The 17,625-nt window shown below is 43.7% G+C and carries 17 protein-coding genes; 3 read left to right on the top strand and 14 right to left on the bottom strand.

The window, feature by feature from the left end; translation table 11 throughout:
• Positions 1–127 precede the first annotated feature (127 nt).
• On the top strand, positions 128–739 hold the full coding sequence (locus tag ACFPIB_RS06055) for a hypothetical protein (RefSeq protein ID WP_378016536.1): 612 nt from the start codon (positions 128–130) through the stop codon (positions 737–739).
• 58 nt (positions 740–797) lie between these two features.
• On the opposite strand, the gene ACFPIB_RS06060 is transcribed toward ACFPIB_RS06055, so the two are convergent.
• The 10 genes from ACFPIB_RS06060 to ACFPIB_RS06105 form a co-directional block, all read right to left on the bottom strand.
• Positions 798–1,157, bottom strand: a complete 360-nt coding sequence (locus tag ACFPIB_RS06060; protein WP_378016537.1) for a hypothetical protein — start codon at positions 1,155–1,157, stop codon at positions 798–800.
• A 208-nt stretch (positions 1,158–1,365) separates the two neighbouring features.
• Positions 1,366–3,003 (bottom strand): chaperonin GroEL, encoded by a 1,638-nt coding sequence (groL, locus tag ACFPIB_RS06065; protein WP_378016538.1) that lies wholly within the window; start codon positions 3,001–3,003, stop codon positions 1,366–1,368.
• 71 nt (positions 3,004–3,074) lie between these two features.
• Positions 3,075–3,350, bottom strand: coding sequence for a co-chaperone GroES (locus ACFPIB_RS06070; protein WP_378016539.1), 276 nt, complete (start codon positions 3,348–3,350; stop codon positions 3,075–3,077).
• Positions 3,351–3,590: 240 nt separating this feature from the next.
• On the bottom strand, positions 3,591–4,016 hold the full coding sequence (gene secG / locus ACFPIB_RS06075; protein WP_378016540.1) for a preprotein translocase subunit SecG: 426 nt from the start codon (positions 4,014–4,016) through the stop codon (positions 3,591–3,593).
• 88 nt (positions 4,017–4,104) lie between these two features.
• The gene (locus tag ACFPIB_RS06080) at positions 4,105–5,892 is read right to left on the bottom strand and encodes a hypothetical protein (RefSeq protein WP_378016541.1); all 1,788 of its coding nucleotides are present in this window, start codon (positions 5,890–5,892) and stop codon (positions 4,105–4,107) included.
• Positions 5,893–5,934: 42 nt separating this feature from the next.
• Entirely contained in the window at positions 5,935–6,459 is a 525-nt protein-coding gene (locus ACFPIB_RS06085; RefSeq protein ID WP_378016542.1) for an LptE family protein, read from the bottom strand.
• On the bottom strand, positions 6,440–7,708 hold the full coding sequence (locus ACFPIB_RS06090) for a sigma-54 interaction domain-containing protein (protein WP_378016543.1): 1,269 nt from the start codon (positions 7,706–7,708) through the stop codon (positions 6,440–6,442). Before ACFPIB_RS06090 ends, ACFPIB_RS06085 begins: the two co-directional genes overlap by 20 nt.
• 140 nt (positions 7,709–7,848) lie before the next feature.
• The gene (gene miaB / locus ACFPIB_RS06095; protein ID WP_378016544.1) at positions 7,849–9,282 is read right to left on the bottom strand and encodes a tRNA (N6-isopentenyl adenosine(37)-C2)-methylthiotransferase MiaB; all 1,434 of its coding nucleotides are present in this window, start codon (positions 9,280–9,282) and stop codon (positions 7,849–7,851) included.
• 260 nt (positions 9,283–9,542) lie between these two features.
• Complete coding sequence (gene pabB / locus ACFPIB_RS06100; RefSeq protein WP_378016545.1) at positions 9,543–10,832, bottom strand: aminodeoxychorismate synthase component I; 1,290 nt, start codon at positions 10,830–10,832, stop codon at positions 9,543–9,545.
• Positions 10,833–11,054: 222 nt separating this feature from the next.
• Positions 11,055–12,485, bottom strand: coding sequence for a tol-pal system YbgF family protein (locus ACFPIB_RS06105; protein WP_378016546.1), 1,431 nt, complete (start codon positions 12,483–12,485; stop codon positions 11,055–11,057).
• A gap of 271 nt (positions 12,486–12,756) precedes the next feature.
• Here ACFPIB_RS06105 and ACFPIB_RS06110 point away from each other — a divergent pair, with 271 nt between their 5' ends.
• Complete coding sequence (locus ACFPIB_RS06110; protein WP_378016547.1) at positions 12,757–13,299, top strand: heme NO-binding domain-containing protein; 543 nt, start codon at positions 12,757–12,759, stop codon at positions 13,297–13,299.
• A gap of 26 nt (positions 13,300–13,325) precedes the next feature.
• On the opposite strand, the gene ACFPIB_RS06115 is transcribed toward ACFPIB_RS06110, so the two are convergent.
• The 4 genes from ACFPIB_RS06115 to ACFPIB_RS06130 form a co-directional block, all read right to left on the bottom strand.
• Complete coding sequence (locus tag ACFPIB_RS06115; RefSeq protein ID WP_378016548.1) at positions 13,326–13,769, bottom strand: SpoIIAA family protein; 444 nt, start codon at positions 13,767–13,769, stop codon at positions 13,326–13,328.
• Between the two features lie 244 nt (positions 13,770–14,013).
• Positions 14,014–14,745 carry a zinc ribbon domain-containing protein gene (locus ACFPIB_RS06120; RefSeq protein WP_378016549.1) on the bottom strand — a complete coding sequence of 244 codons (732 nt, stop codon included), beginning with the start codon at positions 14,743–14,745 and terminating at the stop codon, positions 14,014–14,016.
• A gap of 6 nt (positions 14,746–14,751) precedes the next feature.
• Positions 14,752–15,849, bottom strand: coding sequence for a Nif3-like dinuclear metal center hexameric protein (locus tag ACFPIB_RS06125; protein ID WP_378016550.1), 1,098 nt, complete (start codon positions 15,847–15,849; stop codon positions 14,752–14,754).
• A gap of 38 nt (positions 15,850–15,887) precedes the next feature.
• Positions 15,888–16,340 carry a DUF1569 domain-containing protein gene (locus ACFPIB_RS06130; protein ID WP_378016551.1) on the bottom strand — a complete coding sequence of 151 codons (453 nt, stop codon included), beginning with the start codon at positions 16,338–16,340 and terminating at the stop codon, positions 15,888–15,890.
• 103 nt (positions 16,341–16,443) lie between these two features.
• Here ACFPIB_RS06130 and lpxK point away from each other — a divergent pair, with 103 nt between their 5' ends.
• Positions 16,444–17,487: a tetraacyldisaccharide 4'-kinase gene (gene lpxK / locus ACFPIB_RS06135; protein WP_378016552.1), complete on the top strand. Its 1,044-nt coding sequence runs from the start codon at positions 16,444–16,446 to the stop codon at positions 17,485–17,487.
• Positions 17,488–17,625 lie beyond the last annotated feature (138 nt).

Raw genomic sequence — 17,625 nt, forward strand, 5'->3', positions numbered from 1 at the left:
GTACAGGCAACTGTTCCGGGATTTTTTTTGTCTGCCGGAATAGCATTTGTTATTTAAAAGTTAATTTACTTATTTAAAGGTACAAACGCTGTAAACATTCATCTAAACAATATTGATTTAAACTTTTATGAGATTTCTTTCCCGGAAAATTTTGCTGCCGGTTATTGCCGGTATCGGGCTAATGTTAAATGCCTGTACTTCTCCTGAAAAAGAAAAAATATCTCCCGCCAACAACGAGCCTACCGACTCCAACGGCTTCCGGATCTACACCATTAAAAAAGGCGGTCATTACGCTGATAACCGCGAAGCCGGAGAAGTAAAAACTAAAAAGATGAGCTTCTCGGTTTTATTCGATAGTTCGGCGGTTTACAAAACCTTCGATCCGGTAAACCAGTTCGACATCAATAAACTTTACGGCCTTTCCGATTGCAATTCGGCGCATCATTCCAATAGTGCGCGCATGGGTTGGTGCTGGGTTAATAACCGGCTCGAAATTCATGCCTACGGCTATAAGAACGGCATGCGTAATTCCGAATTCATCACCGCAATACCGATAGGCAAACCGGTTGACATGAGCATAGAAATGAACGACAGTACCTATTTATTGAAAGTAGGCGAGAAGTTTGCCGAATTGCCACGTGGTTGTTCCGGTGAGGGTACTGGCTACAAGCTATTCCCATATTTTGGCGGCGACGAAACGGCTCCGCACGATATTGTGGTTAAAGTGAAAGATCTTTAAGAATTGCTTTCACGAGTTTTTCAAGCTAAAAGCCTACCGTTTTTACTGAAGAGAAAAATTAAACGCATTGCACTTCAACCTGAAAAATAGTATTGGCAGGAGCGGAGATACCAATGCGTAAACAGGAACTGAAAATAAAACGCTTATTGATCGGCACTTCCGGAAATTCATTGAAAGAAAATGAATCAGGCGCCGGAGGTTTCGGAATTAAAGCTTTGCTGTAAAGCAGAAATCCATTTTCATCCGTAACTTCCAGATCCAGATTTTTACCGGAAACAGGATTTTTCAGAATTACTTTCAATATTTCAGCGCTCATTTTTTCCTCTTCACCTTTCAAAGTAAAAGTTGGATTCTGATTGCTGAGATAATACGTCTGCATTGTGAAATTCTGATATGAAAGAATGTTTTTCAGCTTCATTTACGGATATTTCAACAGAATGATAAAAGCTATACGCTATTCACTTTTTTAACCCAAAACCATAGCGTTTTGCTTTATTAAACTGATTTTCATTTTTGCTGAAGTGCTTTAAAACGCTAGGGGTTTTGGCGTAAAACTCATGGAAACAAAAATCCCCGGCCATTACAGCCGGGGATTTTTTATTGGCAAATTTGAATTTTTGGTCAGATTACATCATGCCGCCCATGCCGCCCATACCACCTGGCATGCCGCCCATAGGAGCTTTTTCATCTTCCGGCTCGTCAGAAATTACGCAATCCGTTGTCAGCAGTAAGCCGGCAATTGAAGCAGCGTTCTCTAAAGCCAAACGGGTAACTTTAGTAGGGTCAATGATTCCGGCTGCAAACATTGCTTCGTATTTATCTTCACGAGCGTTGTAACCGAAATCAGCCTGTCCTTCACGAACTTTCTGTACAACTACAGAACCTTCGCCGCCAGCATTTGCTACGATCGTACGAAGTGGCGCTTCGATAGCAGTTTTGATGATATTAATACCAGTTAACTGATCTTCGTTGTCAACATCAATGCCTTGCAGAGACTCAATAGCACGGATCAGAGCTACGCCACCACCGGCAACTACACCTTCTTCAACGGCTGCGCGGGTTGCGTGTAACGCATCGTCAACGCGGTCTTTTTTCTCTTTCATTTCAACTTCAGTAGAAGCACCAATGTAAAGAATAGCTACACCACCAGATAATTTTGCTAAACGCTCCTGCAATTTTTCTTTGTCGTAGTCAGAAGTGGTTTTTTCCATTTGCGACTTGATCTCGTTTACACGGGCAGTTATATTTTCTTTCTGACCTTTACCAGAAACAATAGTAGTATTGTCTTTGTCGATGATCATTTTTTCAGCCTGGCCTAAATACTCTAAGGTAGCATTTTCCAGTTTGTAACCACGCTCTTCAGAAATTACAGTACCACCAGTTACAATGGCAATATCTTCCAGCATCGCTTTACGACGGTCGCCGAAACCTGGAGCTTTCACCGCTGCAATTTTCAGGGAACCACGAAGTTTGTTTACTACCAGAGTAGCCAGCGCTTCACCGTCAACATCTTCAGCAATAATAACCAAAGGCTTACCAGTCTGAACTACCTGCTCTAAAATAGGCAGTAATTCTTTCATGGTAGAAACTTTTTTGTCGTAGATCAGGATGTAAGGGTTATCCAGATCAGCTTCCATTTTCTCAGCGTTGGTTACGAAGTAAGGAGAAAGGTAACCACGGTCGAACTGCATACCTTCTACGGTTTTAACTTCGGTTTCAGTACCTTTTGCTTCTTCTACCGTAATAACGCCGTCTTTACCAACTTTGTCCATCGCATCGGCAATCATTTTACCAATTTCGAAGTCGTTGTTGGCAGAAATAGTACCTACCTGAGAGATCTCAGAAGAATTTTCGATCTTTTTAGACTGCGATTTCAGGTTTTCAACCACGCAGGCAACCGCTTTGTCGATACCGCGTTTCAGGTCCATTGGATTAGCTCCGGCAGTTACGTTTTTAATACCGGCAGCATAAATAGCCTGGGCAAGCACTGTAGCAGTAGTAGTTCCATCACCGGCCATATCGGCAGTTTTAGAAGCAACTTCTTTTACCAGCTGCGCACCCATGTTCTCAACTGCATCTTTCAGCTCGATCTCTTTCGCTACAGTAACACCATCTTTGGTAATGGTTGGAGCACCGAACTTTTTGTCGATTACTACGTTGCGGCCTTTTGGTCCAAGTGTTACTTTAACTGCATTCGCTAATTTATCTACCCCAGCTTTAATTTTGTTGCTGGCTTCGGTTTCGAAGGAAATATTTTTTGCCATCTTTTTTAAGTGGTTTAAAATTTCAAGGTTAAAATTTCTTTAAGAAAATTGTAAGGAATTCTCGTGTGTAATTAAACGATCGCGAAAATGTCTGATTCTTTCATGATCAGGTAATCTACACCGTCGATGTTAATCTCGGTGCCGGCATATTTGCCATATAATACCTGGTCGCCAACTTTCACGGTCATTGGCTCGTCTTTTTTACCATTACCTACAGCTACAATTTCGCCACGCTGCGGTTTTTCTTTGGCAGTGTCCGGAATAATGATACCTGATTTTGTTTTTTCTTCTGCGGCAGCCGGTGCAACAATCACGCGGTCAGCCAAAGGTTTCATGTTAATGGCCATAGTTTTATAAATTGTTTGATTTAAAGTTAAATTTTTAAAGACACAAAGCTCTTATCATTTCTTGTGCCAATGCTTAAATTAAGTCATTTTTGCCGAAATGTCAGTAAGCTTCGTGGTAAAATTTGTCAGCTACCTGTCATCATTTCCAAGTAAAACGGTAGGGTTTCAGGCAGTAAAAGTGTTAGCAAAAAAAAACCGGTGCTTTAGAGGCACCGGTTTACTGCATATATTCCAGATTGGTTATTCAGCTGGTTGGGTCAACGGATCGTTCTGTGGCTGCGCAACTTCTGCTTCCGGTGTTGCTACGGCTGGCTGCTCGTCTGTTTGAGCTGGCGCCTGGCCTTCAGCTTGTGGCGATACTGCCGGTGCTACAGCGGCTGGAGCCTGTTGTGCGGCACGTTCCTGGTTCACACTACGCTTTACAGTACCCGTATCAGAAGAATTTAAGATCGTGTGCGTGGCAAGCGTTAATATTACAAGTGCAATTGCGAAGCCCCAGGTTAGTTTTTCGAGCAAGTCTCCGGTGCGTTTTACGCCCATAAGCTGGCTGGCACCTGCGCCGCCAAACTGGCCGCTTAAACCACCGCCTTTAGAATTCTGAGCCAACACAACCAAAACTAAAAGCACGCATACAAAAATAATAATGCTAACGAGGGCGATATACATTTGAATTAAAAATTAGAAATTACGATTTAGAAATTTTATTAGTTTTTAGCAGTTCAATCACTTAAAACAGCCGGCAGTAATATATAAATTACTCCATATTTTTCAGCTTTTCGATCTGTGCTACAAAGTAAGGTTTTTTTTCCGGAATTTTCAATATAAGGTGTTCGTAAATTTTAATTGCTTTTTTTATTTTTCCCTGCTGCACCAGAATATTGGCAAAATTTTCCGATGCCAGGTTTTTATTGATCTTCGAACTTTTTGACGAAAGGTCTTCCTGGGTTTCCGCTTTTACCTTATTGTGCGCCATTGTTTTTAAGCGCGGCGTCATTTTCAGGAATTCGTCAATAATTTCCAGCTGCTTGCTTAGTTTCGAAACCGTTGGTTTTATTTCTTTACGGAGTTCGTGGGTTTTGCTGTATTCCCAGATCAGTTCCGGATGGAAATCGTAAGGCTGCGCCTTGGTAAGTTCGTCTTTTATTTGCAGGCTTTCCCCCAAACGGCTCGAACTCATCCAATATCCCAACGCATCGTTGTCATAAATCTGCTGGATCTCGTCCTTCGGATAAACAATTTTTAGTTCTTCCTCCTGTTCGGCAACCTCTTCGGTTTCCGATTCTTTTTCCGGTCTGAACAAATACTGATCGAAGCTGGCCAACGTTTCGTGCAACAGGTCATCGTTCAGGAAATTTACCGGTTCCGCTGGAGCAGGAATTTCATCAATGCTTTCAACTTCCGGCTCTGCATTTTCCTGTACAGTTTCCGGCGCATTTTCCAGGAATAATTCGTGCAGATCCGGAACATCCTCAAGGGTATGAGCCGCTTCAGTTACCAAATGCTGCGCATTCTCTTCAGCTTCAGTTAAGCTTTCAGCGGATTCTACTTCAGCTATTAAAGTATTTTCAACTGAATTTTCTTCCTCCTGAATTGTTAACTGTTCAGGAGGGAACGCAGCTTCTGCCACTTTTTCATCCGGTAAGCCTACCGTCTCGAATTCGGATTCTGTAATTTCTGAACCTGATTCCGTTTTTTCCCGTGCTTCTGTAACTGCTTCTGTTTCAGAAAGGGTTGTTTCAACTACTTTTTCAGTTAATTCAGGTAGCGTTTCTTCTTCCTGAATTTCCGAAGTAATGGCATTTTCAGTTGTTTCTTCCGGCAGTTTTTCGGCTGTAAACCCTACCGTTTCAGTGCGCTCGGTTTCGTAAAAGACTGAATCGTTGTCTGCAAGTTCGCCTAAAAATTCTGCTTCAGTTTCAGGTAACCGGCCTTCTTCCAGAATATCTTCGGCAATTGCAGCATCTTCGTAAAGTGCTTCCGCAACCGTTAATTCCGGAAGTTTATCCTTGGCTTGGGCCAGAATGGCGTTGGTTTCAGCTAATAGTTTTTCTCCTTCCGCTTCCTCTTTCTCCGTTTCAGAAAGTTCTGTTTTCGGAGTTTCCTGCGCAACCGATTCCGTTGATCCTACAGGCTCAGCTGCTTTCGAAGGAATTTCTGAACCGGTAATATCCGCATCCAGATCAACTTCGTGCGTTTCGGTTTCTTCCAGAATTTCCAGTTCCGGCAGGGCAGGAGTTACTGGGGTTACTTTTTCTGCCGTTTCCGATACCGTTTCTGGGCTTTCCAGTGGCTGCAGCGAAACGGTGGCATCGGAAGTATAGATCAGTTTTTTGAGTAGCTGCCGGTTGGCCGCATAAATAGCCGCTTTTTTTAATTTCTGGTTCGAAAGCATGCTGCCTTTGTCATAAGCGGCTTTGGCTATGAGCAAATGGGCAGTCTGGCAATAAGGAAAATTTACGACAAGCTTCTCCAGCTCTTCCACGTCCTGGTCGGAAATGCGGGAGGCCTGGCGCACGAGCGTAAGAAAAGAGGCTTTATTCATAGGGTAATAAGCGGCAGAAACCGTAGCAATATGCGTATTATTTTACCAGTTCGCTACCGACCGGTTAAAAATTTCCGTCATCATCTGGTCCATAAGTTGTCGGATCTGCGTTTCGTCGATCTGGTTTATGTTCAGGCTTTGCGGAAAATCTCTGATAGCCGAAAACGACTGATCAAAACTTTGTTTAGGATCTTTGGTATTGGTGAATTTCACCTGCAGCCGCAAGGTAAGGCGGTTACGCGCGGCCACATCCACACCATCCTGGATCTGGGGCGCCACCGGCGAAATTTCGTACCCGATGATCTGGCCTTCAAAGATCAGGTCGCCATCGCGTTTAACCAAATCTAAGTTAGAGTTCCGCTGGAAAAAATCGCGGAAATTATTCGTAACGCTCTGGCTCAGTATAGATGGCCCTTGCCCGGAATTATTGGGAAATGTAGCCACCGAAAACGTTTTTACATCCGGCGGCAGCGAAGTACCCGAAAAAGAATAAACGCAACCGCTGAAAAACGCTATGCTTACGAAGCAAAAAAGTGCCAGGGCTATTTTATTGTTCTTCAATGTCATACTGTTTCAGTTTACGGTAAAGCGTTCTTTCCGAAATTCCAAGGTCCTGGGCGGCGTATTTACGTTTGTTGTGGTGTTTTTTCAGCGCTTTCAGGATCATTTCTTTCTCCTTCATTTCCAACGAAAGCGTTTCTTCTTCCGTTTCATGCGGAATATCTTCCACCTTATCTTCGTACTCTTCCACCTCGTTTTCTTCTACCGGCAGCAGGTAATTGTCGGTTTTGGTTTCGTGCGGCGTAAAAGCCATGCGTTCCTGATACCCGATATTTTCGAATAAATGGCGGTTCTGACGAAGTAATTCATCTTGCGGCTGCTGATGATCGAGTAAATTGAATACCAGCTTTTTCAGATCGGCCATGTCCTTTTTCATGTCGAAGAGCACCTTATAAAGCAGGTCGCGCTCCAACGGATTCTCAGCAGTTTTTCCTTGCGAAGAAAGTACCGGAAGCAACGTATTTTGTTCGGCCGGCAGGTAGCTCCGCAATTTCTCAGCGCCAATTTCCCGATCGTATTCCAGTACCGAGATCTGCTCCACAATATTTTTCAGCTGGCGGATATTACCCGGAAACCGGAATTTCAGCAATGCTGCTACCGCATCCAGCGTAAGCGAAATGGCTTTTACGCGGTATTTTTCGGAGTAATCGGAAGCAAATTTGCGGAACAGTAAATAAATATCATCGCCCCGGTCGCGCAAAGGCGGCACGGAGATCGGAACAGTATTTAAACGGTAATATAGGTCTTCCCGGAATTTTCCTTCACGCACCGCATCGTAGAGATTTACATTCGTAGCAGCCACCACCCGCACATCGGTTTTTTGTACTTTGCTGGAACCCACTTTAATGAATTCGCCGTTTTCCAAAACCCGCAACAAACGCGCCTGCGTACCCAAAGGCATTTCACCGATCTCATCTAGGAAAATAGTCCCGCCGTTCGTCACTTCAAAGTAACCTTTGCGGGCATCTTGCGCACCGGTAAACGAGCCTTTTTCGTGCCCGAACAATTCAGAATCAATTGTTCCTTCGGGAATGGCGCCGCAGTTAATGGCAATAAATTGGCCGTGTTTCCGCGGAGAAAGGTGGTGAATGATCTTGGAAAAAGATTCCTTTCCGGAACCACTTTCACCGGTTATCAGCACGGTCATATCGGTTGGAGCTACCTGCACGGCCACTTGTATGGCGTGGTTCAGCTGCGGCGCATTGCCAATAATCCCGAAACGTTGCTTTACGCTTTGTATCTCACTGTTTTGCATGCGTTCTTAATGTGCTAATTTGCTAATGTGTTAATGTGCTAAGGCTAGTCTTTTAATTAAATAATGTGCTGATATACAAATCTTTCAGAAGTATTAATCTTTCAGATATTAGCACATCAGCACATTAAACAATTAGCACATTAATCAATCGCTTCGCCGAACAAGGTTCCGACCGAGCAATCGTTCACGAACACGTTTACGTACTGGCCGGGCTGGAAATTCTTCTTCGGGAAAACCACCACTTTGTTCTGGTCGTTGCGGCCCATCAGTTCGGAATCCGATTTTTTGGAGAAACCTTCTACTAAAACTTTGTGCACTTTGCCAATGTCAAGTTTATTGCGGTTCAAAGACGTTTCGCGTTGTTTTTCGATGATCTCGGCCAGGCGGCGTTTTTTTATTTCCAGCGGCACATCGTCTTCCAGTTTCCGGGCAGCCAAAGTTCCCGGACGTTCCGAATAGAAAAACATGTAGGAATAATCGTACTGCACGAAATCCATCATAGTGAGCGTGTCGAGGTGTTCTTCTTCGGTTTCGGAGCAGAAACCGGCGATCATATCGGAAGAAATGCCGCATTCTTCGCCCAGAATTTCGCGAATGGCGTTCACGCGGTTCATGTACCACTCGCGCGTGTAGGTGCGGTTCATGAGTTCCAGGATGCGGTTGTTGCCGCTTTGCACTGGCAGGTGAATGTATTTGCAGATGTTGTCGTACTTTTTCATGGTATGCAACACCTCGTCGGTAATGTCTTTCGGGTGGGAGGTAGAAAAACGCACGCGTAGATTTTTGTCCAGTTTGGCTACCATTTCCAGCAGTTTCGCAAAATTCACAAACTCAGTGCCGTCTTCCGAAGTCCATTTATACGAATCTACATTCTGGCCCAACAACGTAACTTCTTTATAACCAGCATCAATTAAGCTTTGCGCTTCCCTGATCACGGAATGCGCATCGCGGCTTCTTTCGCGGCCACGGGTAAATGGAACCACACAGAACGAGCACATATTATCGCAGCCGCGCATAATAGAAACAAACGCGCTGATGCCGTTGGAGTTCAGACGCACCGGGTTGATATCGGCGTAGGTTTCTTCGCGGCTCAGAATTACGTTCACCGCTTTCTGACCTTCGTCAACCTGGTTAATTAAATTCGGCAGATCGCGGTAAGCATCCGGACCAACTACCAGGTCAACGATCTTTTCTTCTTCCAGCAACGATTTTTTCAGGCGTTCGGCCATACAACCCAGAATACCAACCTGCAGGTCGCGGTTTTTCTTTTTGTATTGCTTGATCTGTTTCAGGCGATCACGCACGGTTTTTTCGGCTTTCTCGCGGATCGAGCAGGTGTTCAGGAAAATTACATCCGCTTCTTCAATTTTAGAAGTCGTATCGAAACCATCTTCGGCCATGATCGAACTCACAATTTCCGAATCGGAGTAATTCATCTGGCAGCCGTAACTTTCAATGTAAAGTTTGCGGTTTTTACCGGTGTTAGTTTCTTCGGTAACTTTAAAATCGCAGGCCATGGCTTGCTCCGGCGTGCGGTTATCTATAAAATCGAGGCTTTGAATCAGCGTATCCATCTTCCGTATTATTCTTCAAAAACAGCTGCAAAGATACGAAAAAAAATGAAAACTGCTGACAGAATGGCAGAAAACCCCACCTAAATCCTCCCCTAATTCAGGGGAGGATTTTAACGCAATATGCATGATTAAAATGGTAGTTGGGGGTTATTTAAAAGGGTATCTATTCAGGTAATAAAAGAATACTGGAAAGGATTTTTCGATAATTTATCAGGAATCCAAAAGATTGAGGCCGCGAAAAAAAAAAGCCCTCCCCTGAATTAGGGGAGGGTTGGGTGAGGTAAAACTTCCATTATCGCCTTGGCTTTCAGCAAACATTCCTGGTATTCTTTTTCCGGCACGGAGTCGATGGTAATGGCGCTGCCGACTTTATAGCTTAAATACTTTGTTTCTGCGTTGTATTGCAGACTGCGGATCACCACATTGAAATCAAAATCGCCGTTGGGTTTTACGTAGCCGATGGTGCCGGAATATAGGCCGCGGCGGTGATCTTCATATTGCTCGATGAGTTGCATGGCGCTGATTTTGGGTGCGCCGGTCATGCTGCCCATCGGGAAAGTGTGTTGCAAAATGGTCGCTAAATTTTCTTCAGGTCTGGCTTGCGCGGTAATGGTGGAGATCATCTGGAAAACCTGCTGAAAACCGTAAATCCCGAATAATTCTTCCACTTTCACACTACCGGTTTCCGCAGAACGGCTCAGGTCGTTGCGTACCAGATCCACGATCATCAGGTTTTCTGCGCGTTCTTTTTCATCGTTCAATAGTTGGTTTTTCAACTGCGCATCTTCCTGATCATTTTTCCCGCGTTTGATGGTTCCTTTTATAGGTTGTGAAATAAGATTACGGTCTTCTTTTTTCAGAAAACGTTCCGGCGAAGCGCACATCAAAACGCTATGGTTCAGCTTGAAAAAACCGGCAAACGGCGTAGGTGATTTTTGGTTCAGTGCTTCAAATAAAGCAAGCGGAAAAACGGTAGCATTTTCGGCGAAAAACTCGATGGTGTAATTCAGTTCGTACACGTCGCCTTCCAGAATGTGGTTTTGAATGTGGCATACGTTTTCCAGGTATTTTGCTTCCGAAGTGCGGCTTTGCCAGTTAATTTGCTGCGGTTGTATTTCCGGAATTTCGGTGGTTAAGATCTGCTGCAGAATTGTTTCACATTCGACTTTTTGCGTTGAAATTGATACCGTTTTTTCAGAAAAAGTGAGCAAAATTTCCGGCTCAAAAAAATGCGCATCCGGAAAACCGATAAAATCTTCGTGGTGGCTTTCCAGCGTTTCAATTTTATTCTTCAGATCGTAACTAAAAAGCCCGCACAGAAACTTCTCGGAAGCAGATATTTCGGTTAATTGCTCAAACACTTTTTTACCCGAAAAAGCTACCGTTTTGACATCGGAAACTGCCAGCAGATTTTCAAAACCGTCGTACAAATACGGAATTTCGTTGCCGTTAAAATGAGCGACCTGTGCAAATTTCTCCGCCCAGTACAAAGCCTTTCGCCGGAAATGTTCCGGGGTAATTTTAAGGTCTGAAAAGTGAAATTCCTGCACGGGTGAAATGATTGAATTAGTGAATGATTGAATTGTTGAATAATAAGAATGGTGAAATCAACCGAAAAAATAATCAGATATTGTGGTAGAGACAAGGCAATGCCTTGTCTCTACGGTTTTGAATTACGTTATTGAATGCATTATTGTAAAATCGTTTCAGAAATTCATTTTAACATTCTCTCATTCAGTCAATCACTAATTCAATCATTCAATTATCAAAAATTACAATGTAGAAAGCCCGATCTTCGCCTTCGAATCGATGCTGTTTTTGTATTCGTGTTTAGGGTAGGAGAGTGCTTTTTTGAAATATTTGCGGGCTGCGGTCTTATCGTTTCGGTCGGCCGCTAAATAACCAAGTTGTAAAGCTGCATTCGGGGCAAAATAATACGCCATATTTCCGGCCGTTTCAATTGTTTTCTGGTAATATACAATGGCAGAATCTTCCTTCCCCAAACCCTGAAAAATGCGTGCTTTGCGGTAAAATAATTCAGTTCTTTCTTTTTGCGTAAGCCGGCTTGTAGATTTGAAATTCTCTAAAGCAGTAAGAGCTTGCGGGAAATATCCGCCATCGGCGTGCAGCCGGGCTTTTACCAGTTGCTTATTAATTATGTCTTTATTTTCTACGAATTTCTGGGCGTATTTATCTTCTTCTACCACCGCCGCGCCGGTATTATTTATGCGGCTGTAATACAATTGGGCCGTCATGGGGTCGTCGCTTAAAATGCTGGCCAGGTATAACTTGAAATTGGCATCTTTGCGATAATGTTTGCCCTGATAATGATCCAGGAAATACTGGTTTTCGTGTAAAGAACGCACATATTCGCCTTTATAAAGGAACATATCGGCCGCCATGTGGTGCAGATACGGAAACTCCAGGTAGCGGCTATCCGTTGGTCTTTTCTGAAAAATAGCCAGTGCAGCATCGCAGTTTTTATTCTTTTTCAGCATGCTCATGGCCAGGTATGTAAACAACAGGTTATCTGGATTATCGGCCGCCAGTTTACTCAGGAATTTCGGGCCGGAATTATCTTTACGGTTCATCCAGTCCTGAGCAAATTGCAGGTAAATGCTGGCTTCCGTCTGAAATAAATTTGGTATGCGGGCGGCAGAACTCAGATTTGCCAGGCCACCTTTTATATCGCCGCGCATACCCAGAATATTAAAAACCCATTGATAGCTGTCGGGCACGGAGCCGATAATTACCTGCAGTAAACCTAACGATTTGCGGTTCGGAATAAAATCGGGGTAGAGTTTTTGGTTTTCGTTCAGTAATAAATAAGCGCTGCGTACGTGCCAGGCCGCCTGGACTTCATCGGAAAAAAATACTTCGCACATGGCCAACTGCAATCTTATTTCGGCCTGCGCATAGCGTTTATAAGGCGTATTCTCTTTTAAAGCCGCCAGCAGATCGAGTCTTTTTTCCTGCTGCGAGCGTAGTTTTTTATACACTTTTTCGTTCTGAGAAACCAGCACCGTCAGAAAATCGGCGTAATTGGCAACCAGCAAAGCACAGGCATTATTGTCGTCTTTTTGAAGTTCAGGTTGTAAAATCTGTTTGCCGAAAGCAACGCGCAGCTTAATAATTTCGTGGTATGCCTGCTGCACCGGTTTGGTAAATTCGGAAGTTGCTGCCGCCGGGAAATTTAAAAGCAAGAAATAAAACGCTAGGGTTTTCCGGGTAAAAAGTGCTTTAAATAAAAGAATAAGGCTTTTCACGCGGGAAATTAAAACTTTTTGCGGACTGTAGACTTTAACAAGTATCAAGCTGATAAAAAATGTTTCGCTTGTTTACGGACGAAAACCGTAAAGTTACGGGCTGTCTGCGAAATTAGGTGATAATTGCGGGAGCACAAAAAAATGTGGCATTATAAAAAGGCGTGGTTATTGCCGGAATGAGTTTTTAATTATTCGCTCTGAAATTTGTATGCACGGGTTCATTTATATTGAATTTGAAAAGTTTGCGTTAAACCACCTTTCCTATAAAGCCTGGGAAGAAATTCTGGCGGAAAATAATTTACAAGACCGCCAATACAGTCCCGTTGCCATTTATCCCGATTCCGAGATGAAAAATCTGCTTAGCAGTATTTCCGGCCGCATACAATTGCCGCAGGAACAGATACTTGAGCTTTTTGGTATGCACATCGTTCCCGACCTCATGAAAGTTTACCAGGCATACATAAAACCAGAATGGCACACCCTCGATCTGCTGGAACATGCTGAAAGCACCATTCATTTCGCTGTAAGAAAAAGTACCACCGGAGCAGCGCCGCCAATTCTGGAAGTTGTAAAATCGCGGCACAATGAAATTGTGATCAGGTATGTATCTGAAAGAAAAATGGTAGAATTTGGCGTAGGAATTATTAAAGGCCTGGCCCATTTTTTCAACGAAGCCGATAATATTTCTGTGGAACTTCAGAAGAATGAAGCGGAGGGAAGCAGTAAAATAATTGTGCGTCAGCTTTTCTGATCCTCCCGCTAAATAAAGGAACGTGATCAGGCCAGAAATTCCGGCGTCAGTTCCGAACGATCGAGGGTTTTTTCGAGTAACCACTCTAAGGCTTCCTGTTTGCTGTCATAAAAACGGATCTCGCACGGAACGTTGTAATTTTCAAACAGGTAATCTACCAGTTTCATAATTTCCTGTTCATGTTGCTCATCTCCGGAACTTATGCGGGCAACTTTTTTCAGCCGGCTTTGCTCCAGCGCAGTGCCAATATATTCTTTGCTCCAGCGCATATTTTCAATCACCAGCTCATCGGAATACCGCGCATCGACTAGCCATTTTTCAATATCCAGTTCGGCAGTAAGTTTCAAAAGTGCCCGCAAACCCCGAACAAAATCTTCGGTGGTCAGATAGCTTTGCCAGCTAACCTGCAGCATCTTTTCTTCCCGCTTATAGCAGATCATAACCAGATCGTGTTGGTATACTATTTCCATATCCTGCCTCTTAAAGTGTTGTTATACATTTACCATTTAACGGATTTAGCATAAGGACATTTAATTTTTAGCTAAGCAGAACAGAAGTCTAACCCCGCATTTCCGGCTGTTCAAACTTTTTTAGAATTTATCTGCCTAAAACGCTATGGTTTCAGGCCTGAAAACTCAGAGAAGAAACCTAGCGGAAACAAAAAAGCCTTTAATTTTCATTAAAGGCTTTTCATAAACTTAATAAACTGGTTACTTATACTGCGCGATGTTCTACGTCGGCTAAAATACGGCCGCAGTGCTCGCAAACAATAATTTTCTTTTGGGATGCGATATCGGCCTGGCGCTGTGGCGGAACAGTGTTGAAGCAACCACCGCAAGCATCGCGTTTTACGGTTACTACAGCCAAACCATTACGTACATTGCCACGAATACGGGTGTAAGCCATTAATAAACGTTCTTCGATGTGCTTTTCAGCTTCGGTACGGTCGTTCATCAGGCTGCGCTCATCTTCTTCGCTTTCCGCTACAATTACCTGTAATTCCTGGTTTTTGTTGGTAAGGTCTTTTCTACGCTCTTCCAGACGCTGTTTGGTGCCGGCAATTTCCTGGCCTTTCTGATCGATCTGGTAAAGGGCCTCGCGGATCTTTTTCTCGTTGATCTGAATTTCCAGTTTCTGAAGCTCGATCTCTTTGGAGATAGCATCGAACTCGCGGTTGTTGCGCACGTTCTGCTGCTGCTCTTCATACTTACGGATCAGGCTTTCGGAATCTTTAATGCCTTGCTTGCGGGCGCCGATCTGGTCGTTCAGGTTCTGAATTTCCTCGTCGAATTTCTGCACGCGCACTTCGTAGCCGGCAATTTCATCTTCCAGATCACGAACTTCTTCCGGTAAATCGCCGCGAACCCGCTTGATCTCGTCTAACTGGGAATCGATGCTTTGAAGCTTCAAAAGGGACTCTAATTTACTGGCTACCGTACTTTCCATGTATTATTAGCTATATCTGACAGGATTGGTGTTGATTTCTGATAATAAGACTGCAAAATTAGAAAAGTTTTCGGAAATTAAATCATAAAATATTTCCTTCGTAAAAACTTCGCTCTCATAATGACCGATATCACAGATGTGCATGTGGCCTTCCGCCTGAAAATATTCGTGGTACTTCATATCGCCGGTTATAAAAACATCGGCTAACTGGCGCCTTGCATCGTTCAGTAAAAAGCTGCCTGCGCCGCCGCAAATTGCCACCCGCTTGATCATGCCCGGCCCATGAACGGTATGCTTTACGGTGCTCAAACCCATGTTCTGTTTTAATTCTTCCAGAAAATCGGGGTAACCAAGCGCAATAGGAATTTCCCCGATCATGCCTGCCCCAACTACCTGATTGGCATTTTTTAAGGCATAAATATCGTAAGCTACTTCTTCGTACGGGTGGACTTTAAATAAAGCTGCTAAAACACGGTTCTGCAAATGAGACGGTAAAATTACTTCTACCCGGTTTTCCAGAACTTTTTCCGGTTTGCCAATTTCACCGATCGTTGGGTTCGCGCTGCCGGTTGGCATAAAACGGCCTTCGCCAGTAATTTGGAAACTGCAATTTTTGTACTCTCCAATTTGTCCTGCGCCGGCTTCGTGCAATGCCTGAAGAACTGCTTCGGTATTTTCCTGCGGCACAAAGGTTACCAGTTTCAGCAAGGCGTCACTTTTGGGGCTTAAAATGCTAACGTTTTCCAGCCCTAATTTCTGCGCAATTTTAGAATTTACGCCGCCAATTACGCTATCAAGGTTGGTATGGCTGGCATAAATAGCAATGTTGTGCTGAATAGCTTTGATGATGGTTTGCTCAACGAAATTGCTTCCGGTTAAACGTTTTAGTGGCTTGAAAATGACCGGGTGATGCGCAACGATCAGGTTACAGTTATGTAAAATGGCTTCGTCCACCACTTCGGGCGTGCAATCTAACGTTATTAATACACCTTTAACTTCGTCGTTCGGGTTACCGGTTTGCAGGCCGGCATTGTCGTAACTTTCCTGCCAGACTAGGGGCGCGAGGTTTTCCAGTACCGCAATTACTTCTTTAATTTTGGTCATTTTCAACAGATTAAAATAAAACCAACTAAAACCAGATATTAAACGCCAAACTGCTCCAGATGGTGGTTTAAATGTTTATAAAACATCACGTTCCATTCGCTGCTTTTTAACGTTCCGAACGAATGCGATACTCTGCCTTCGAAATACTGCGGGCCGAGTTGCTGGGTTTTCTGAATATAAGTCTGCAACCGGTTCTTCTCGGTTTCAAAATTTCTTTCGTCATTAATTATGAAAAACTTTGCCGTATGCATGCCTTTGCTGTACGCTTTATCGGTTACTACCGTGCTTTTCACAAACAGTTTCAGCATTAGTTTTACAAACGCGTTCGGCTCCGGATGTTTGTTTTCGTAAGCCAGTTCATAAGTTACGTTGCAGTGCGCCAGCATTTGAGAAATGTTCATTTTTCCCCAAAGTGCCTGGGTTTGCGGCGTTAACTGGTTTATGCGGGAAATAAATTCGGTGCTTACTGCTGGTTCAAAAACGTTTTTCATTGTTTAATAATAAGTATTCTGTTTAAATAGGAGCGTGGTTAAAAGGCGCCACCCAATATCACCGAAAATTAAGTATTTTTACCGCTGCAACAACCAACTCCGCATGAAATTCCTGAAAATGCTGCTTTTTCCGTTCGCTTTGCTTTACGGCGGAGTCATGCTGTTGCGGAATTTTCTTTATGATCAGGGATTTTTTAAATCGGAGAAATTTGATCTGCCGGTTATAAGCGTCGGGAATTTAACGGTGGGCGGAACCGGTAAAACACCTCACGTAGAATTTCTGCTGCGGCTTTTAAAGAACTATAAAACAGCTACTTTAAGCCGCGGCTATAAAAGAACAACGTCGGGTTTTGTGCTCGCAAACCCTACCGTTTCTGCCGCCACAATCGGCGACGAACCTTTTCAGTATTACTTGGATTTTCCGGAAACTACCGTGGCAGTTTGCGAAAAAAGGGCAGAAGGCATCCGGAAAATTCAGGACCTGAAGCCGGAAACGGAAGTTATTATCCTGGACGATGCGTTTCAGCACCGCGCCGTAACACCAACGTTAAATCTACTCATCACCGATTTTTACCGTCGTTTCGATACCGATTTTATGCTGCCGACAGGTTTGCTGCGCGAACCCCGTTCCGGCGCTAAACGAGCTGATGCCGTAATTGTAAGCAAATGTCCGGAAAATCTATTGGCTTCCGAAAAACAGCAGATCGAAAACGGTATTAAAAAGTACACCAAAAGTGCCACGCCAATTTTTTTTACAGCGTATGCATACGGTGAAACGGTAGGATTTGGAGCCGAAAAAGTCTGTTCAAAAAAAATAATTCTGGTAACCGGAATTGCCAATGCCGAGCCTTTAAAAACCTATCTGCAGCAAGCCGGTTATGAAATATTGGAGCACCTGAACTGGCCCGACCATCATCATTATTCCGGAGCCGATCTGGAGAAAATAAGGCTGGTTCTGGAGCGTTTCGGAAATGAAAACGTAAGCATTTTAACGACCCGCAAAGATGCCGTAAAACTGATGCAGCCCGCTTTTACCGGAACCGTAAAACAATTGCCGTTTTTCTTTTTGCCCATTGAAGTAAAATTTCTGGAAAAACGGGCTGAATTTGAACAAATGGTTTTGTCAACAGTAAAAGCTTACGTTTAGATATTATTTAAACTTCTTTTTTGCAAGCGAAAATTGCCAGTATCAGGTTCTGCGGAAGCGTTTTTTGAGGTTCATAGCAGCGCTATGGAGCGAGAAAAATGAGAACGCAGGTTCCGGTAATGGCGGTTTGTAGCGCAA

The organism is Adhaeribacter terreus (assembly GCF_042657365.1).
In the GTDB taxonomy this organism is placed as follows: Bacteria; Bacteroidota; Bacteroidia; order Cytophagales; family Hymenobacteraceae; genus Adhaeribacter_A; species Adhaeribacter_A terreus.

Excerpts from the sequence above, each read along its gene's own strand:
- ACFPIB_RS06130 (WP_378016551.1), bottom strand. The coding sequence starts at position 16,340 with ATGAAAAACGTTTTTGAACCAGCAGTAAGCACCGAATTTATTTCCCGC.
- ACFPIB_RS06055 (WP_378016536.1), top strand. The coding sequence starts at position 128 with ATGAGATTTCTTTCCCGGAAAATTTTGCTGCCGGTTATTGCCGGTATC.
- ACFPIB_RS06070 (WP_378016539.1), bottom strand. The coding sequence starts at position 3,350 with ATGGCCATTAACATGAAACCTTTGGCTGACCGCGTGATTGTTGCACCG.
- ACFPIB_RS06110 (WP_378016547.1), top strand. The coding sequence starts at position 12,757 with ATGCACGGGTTCATTTATATTGAATTTGAAAAGTTTGCGTTAAACCAC.
- lpxK (WP_378016552.1), top strand. The coding sequence starts at position 16,444 with ATGAAATTCCTGAAAATGCTGCTTTTTCCGTTCGCTTTGCTTTACGGC.
- ACFPIB_RS06085 (WP_378016542.1), bottom strand. The coding sequence starts at position 6,459 with ATGACATTGAAGAACAATAAAATAGCCCTGGCACTTTTTTGCTTCGTA.
- ACFPIB_RS06060 (WP_378016537.1), bottom strand. The coding sequence starts at position 1,157 with ATGAAGCTGAAAAACATTCTTTCATATCAGAATTTCACAATGCAGACG.
- groL (WP_378016538.1), bottom strand. The coding sequence starts at position 3,003 with ATGGCAAAAAATATTTCCTTCGAAACCGAAGCCAGCAACAAAATTAAA.
- miaB (WP_378016544.1), bottom strand. The coding sequence starts at position 9,282 with ATGGATACGCTGATTCAAAGCCTCGATTTTATAGATAACCGCACGCCG.
- ACFPIB_RS06080 (WP_378016541.1), bottom strand. The coding sequence starts at position 5,892 with ATGAATAAAGCCTCTTTTCTTACGCTCGTGCGCCAGGCCTCCCGCATT.
- ACFPIB_RS06115 (WP_378016548.1), bottom strand. The coding sequence starts at position 13,769 with ATGGAAATAGTATACCAACACGATCTGGTTATGATCTGCTATAAGCGG.
- ACFPIB_RS06120 (WP_378016549.1), bottom strand. The coding sequence starts at position 14,745 with ATGGAAAGTACGGTAGCCAGTAAATTAGAGTCCCTTTTGAAGCTTCAA.
- secG (WP_378016540.1), bottom strand. The coding sequence starts at position 4,016 with ATGTATATCGCCCTCGTTAGCATTATTATTTTTGTATGCGTGCTTTTA.
- ACFPIB_RS06125 (WP_378016550.1), bottom strand. The coding sequence starts at position 15,849 with ATGACCAAAATTAAAGAAGTAATTGCGGTACTGGAAAACCTCGCGCCC.
- ACFPIB_RS06090 (WP_378016543.1), bottom strand. The coding sequence starts at position 7,708 with ATGCAAAACAGTGAGATACAAAGCGTAAAGCAACGTTTCGGGATTATT.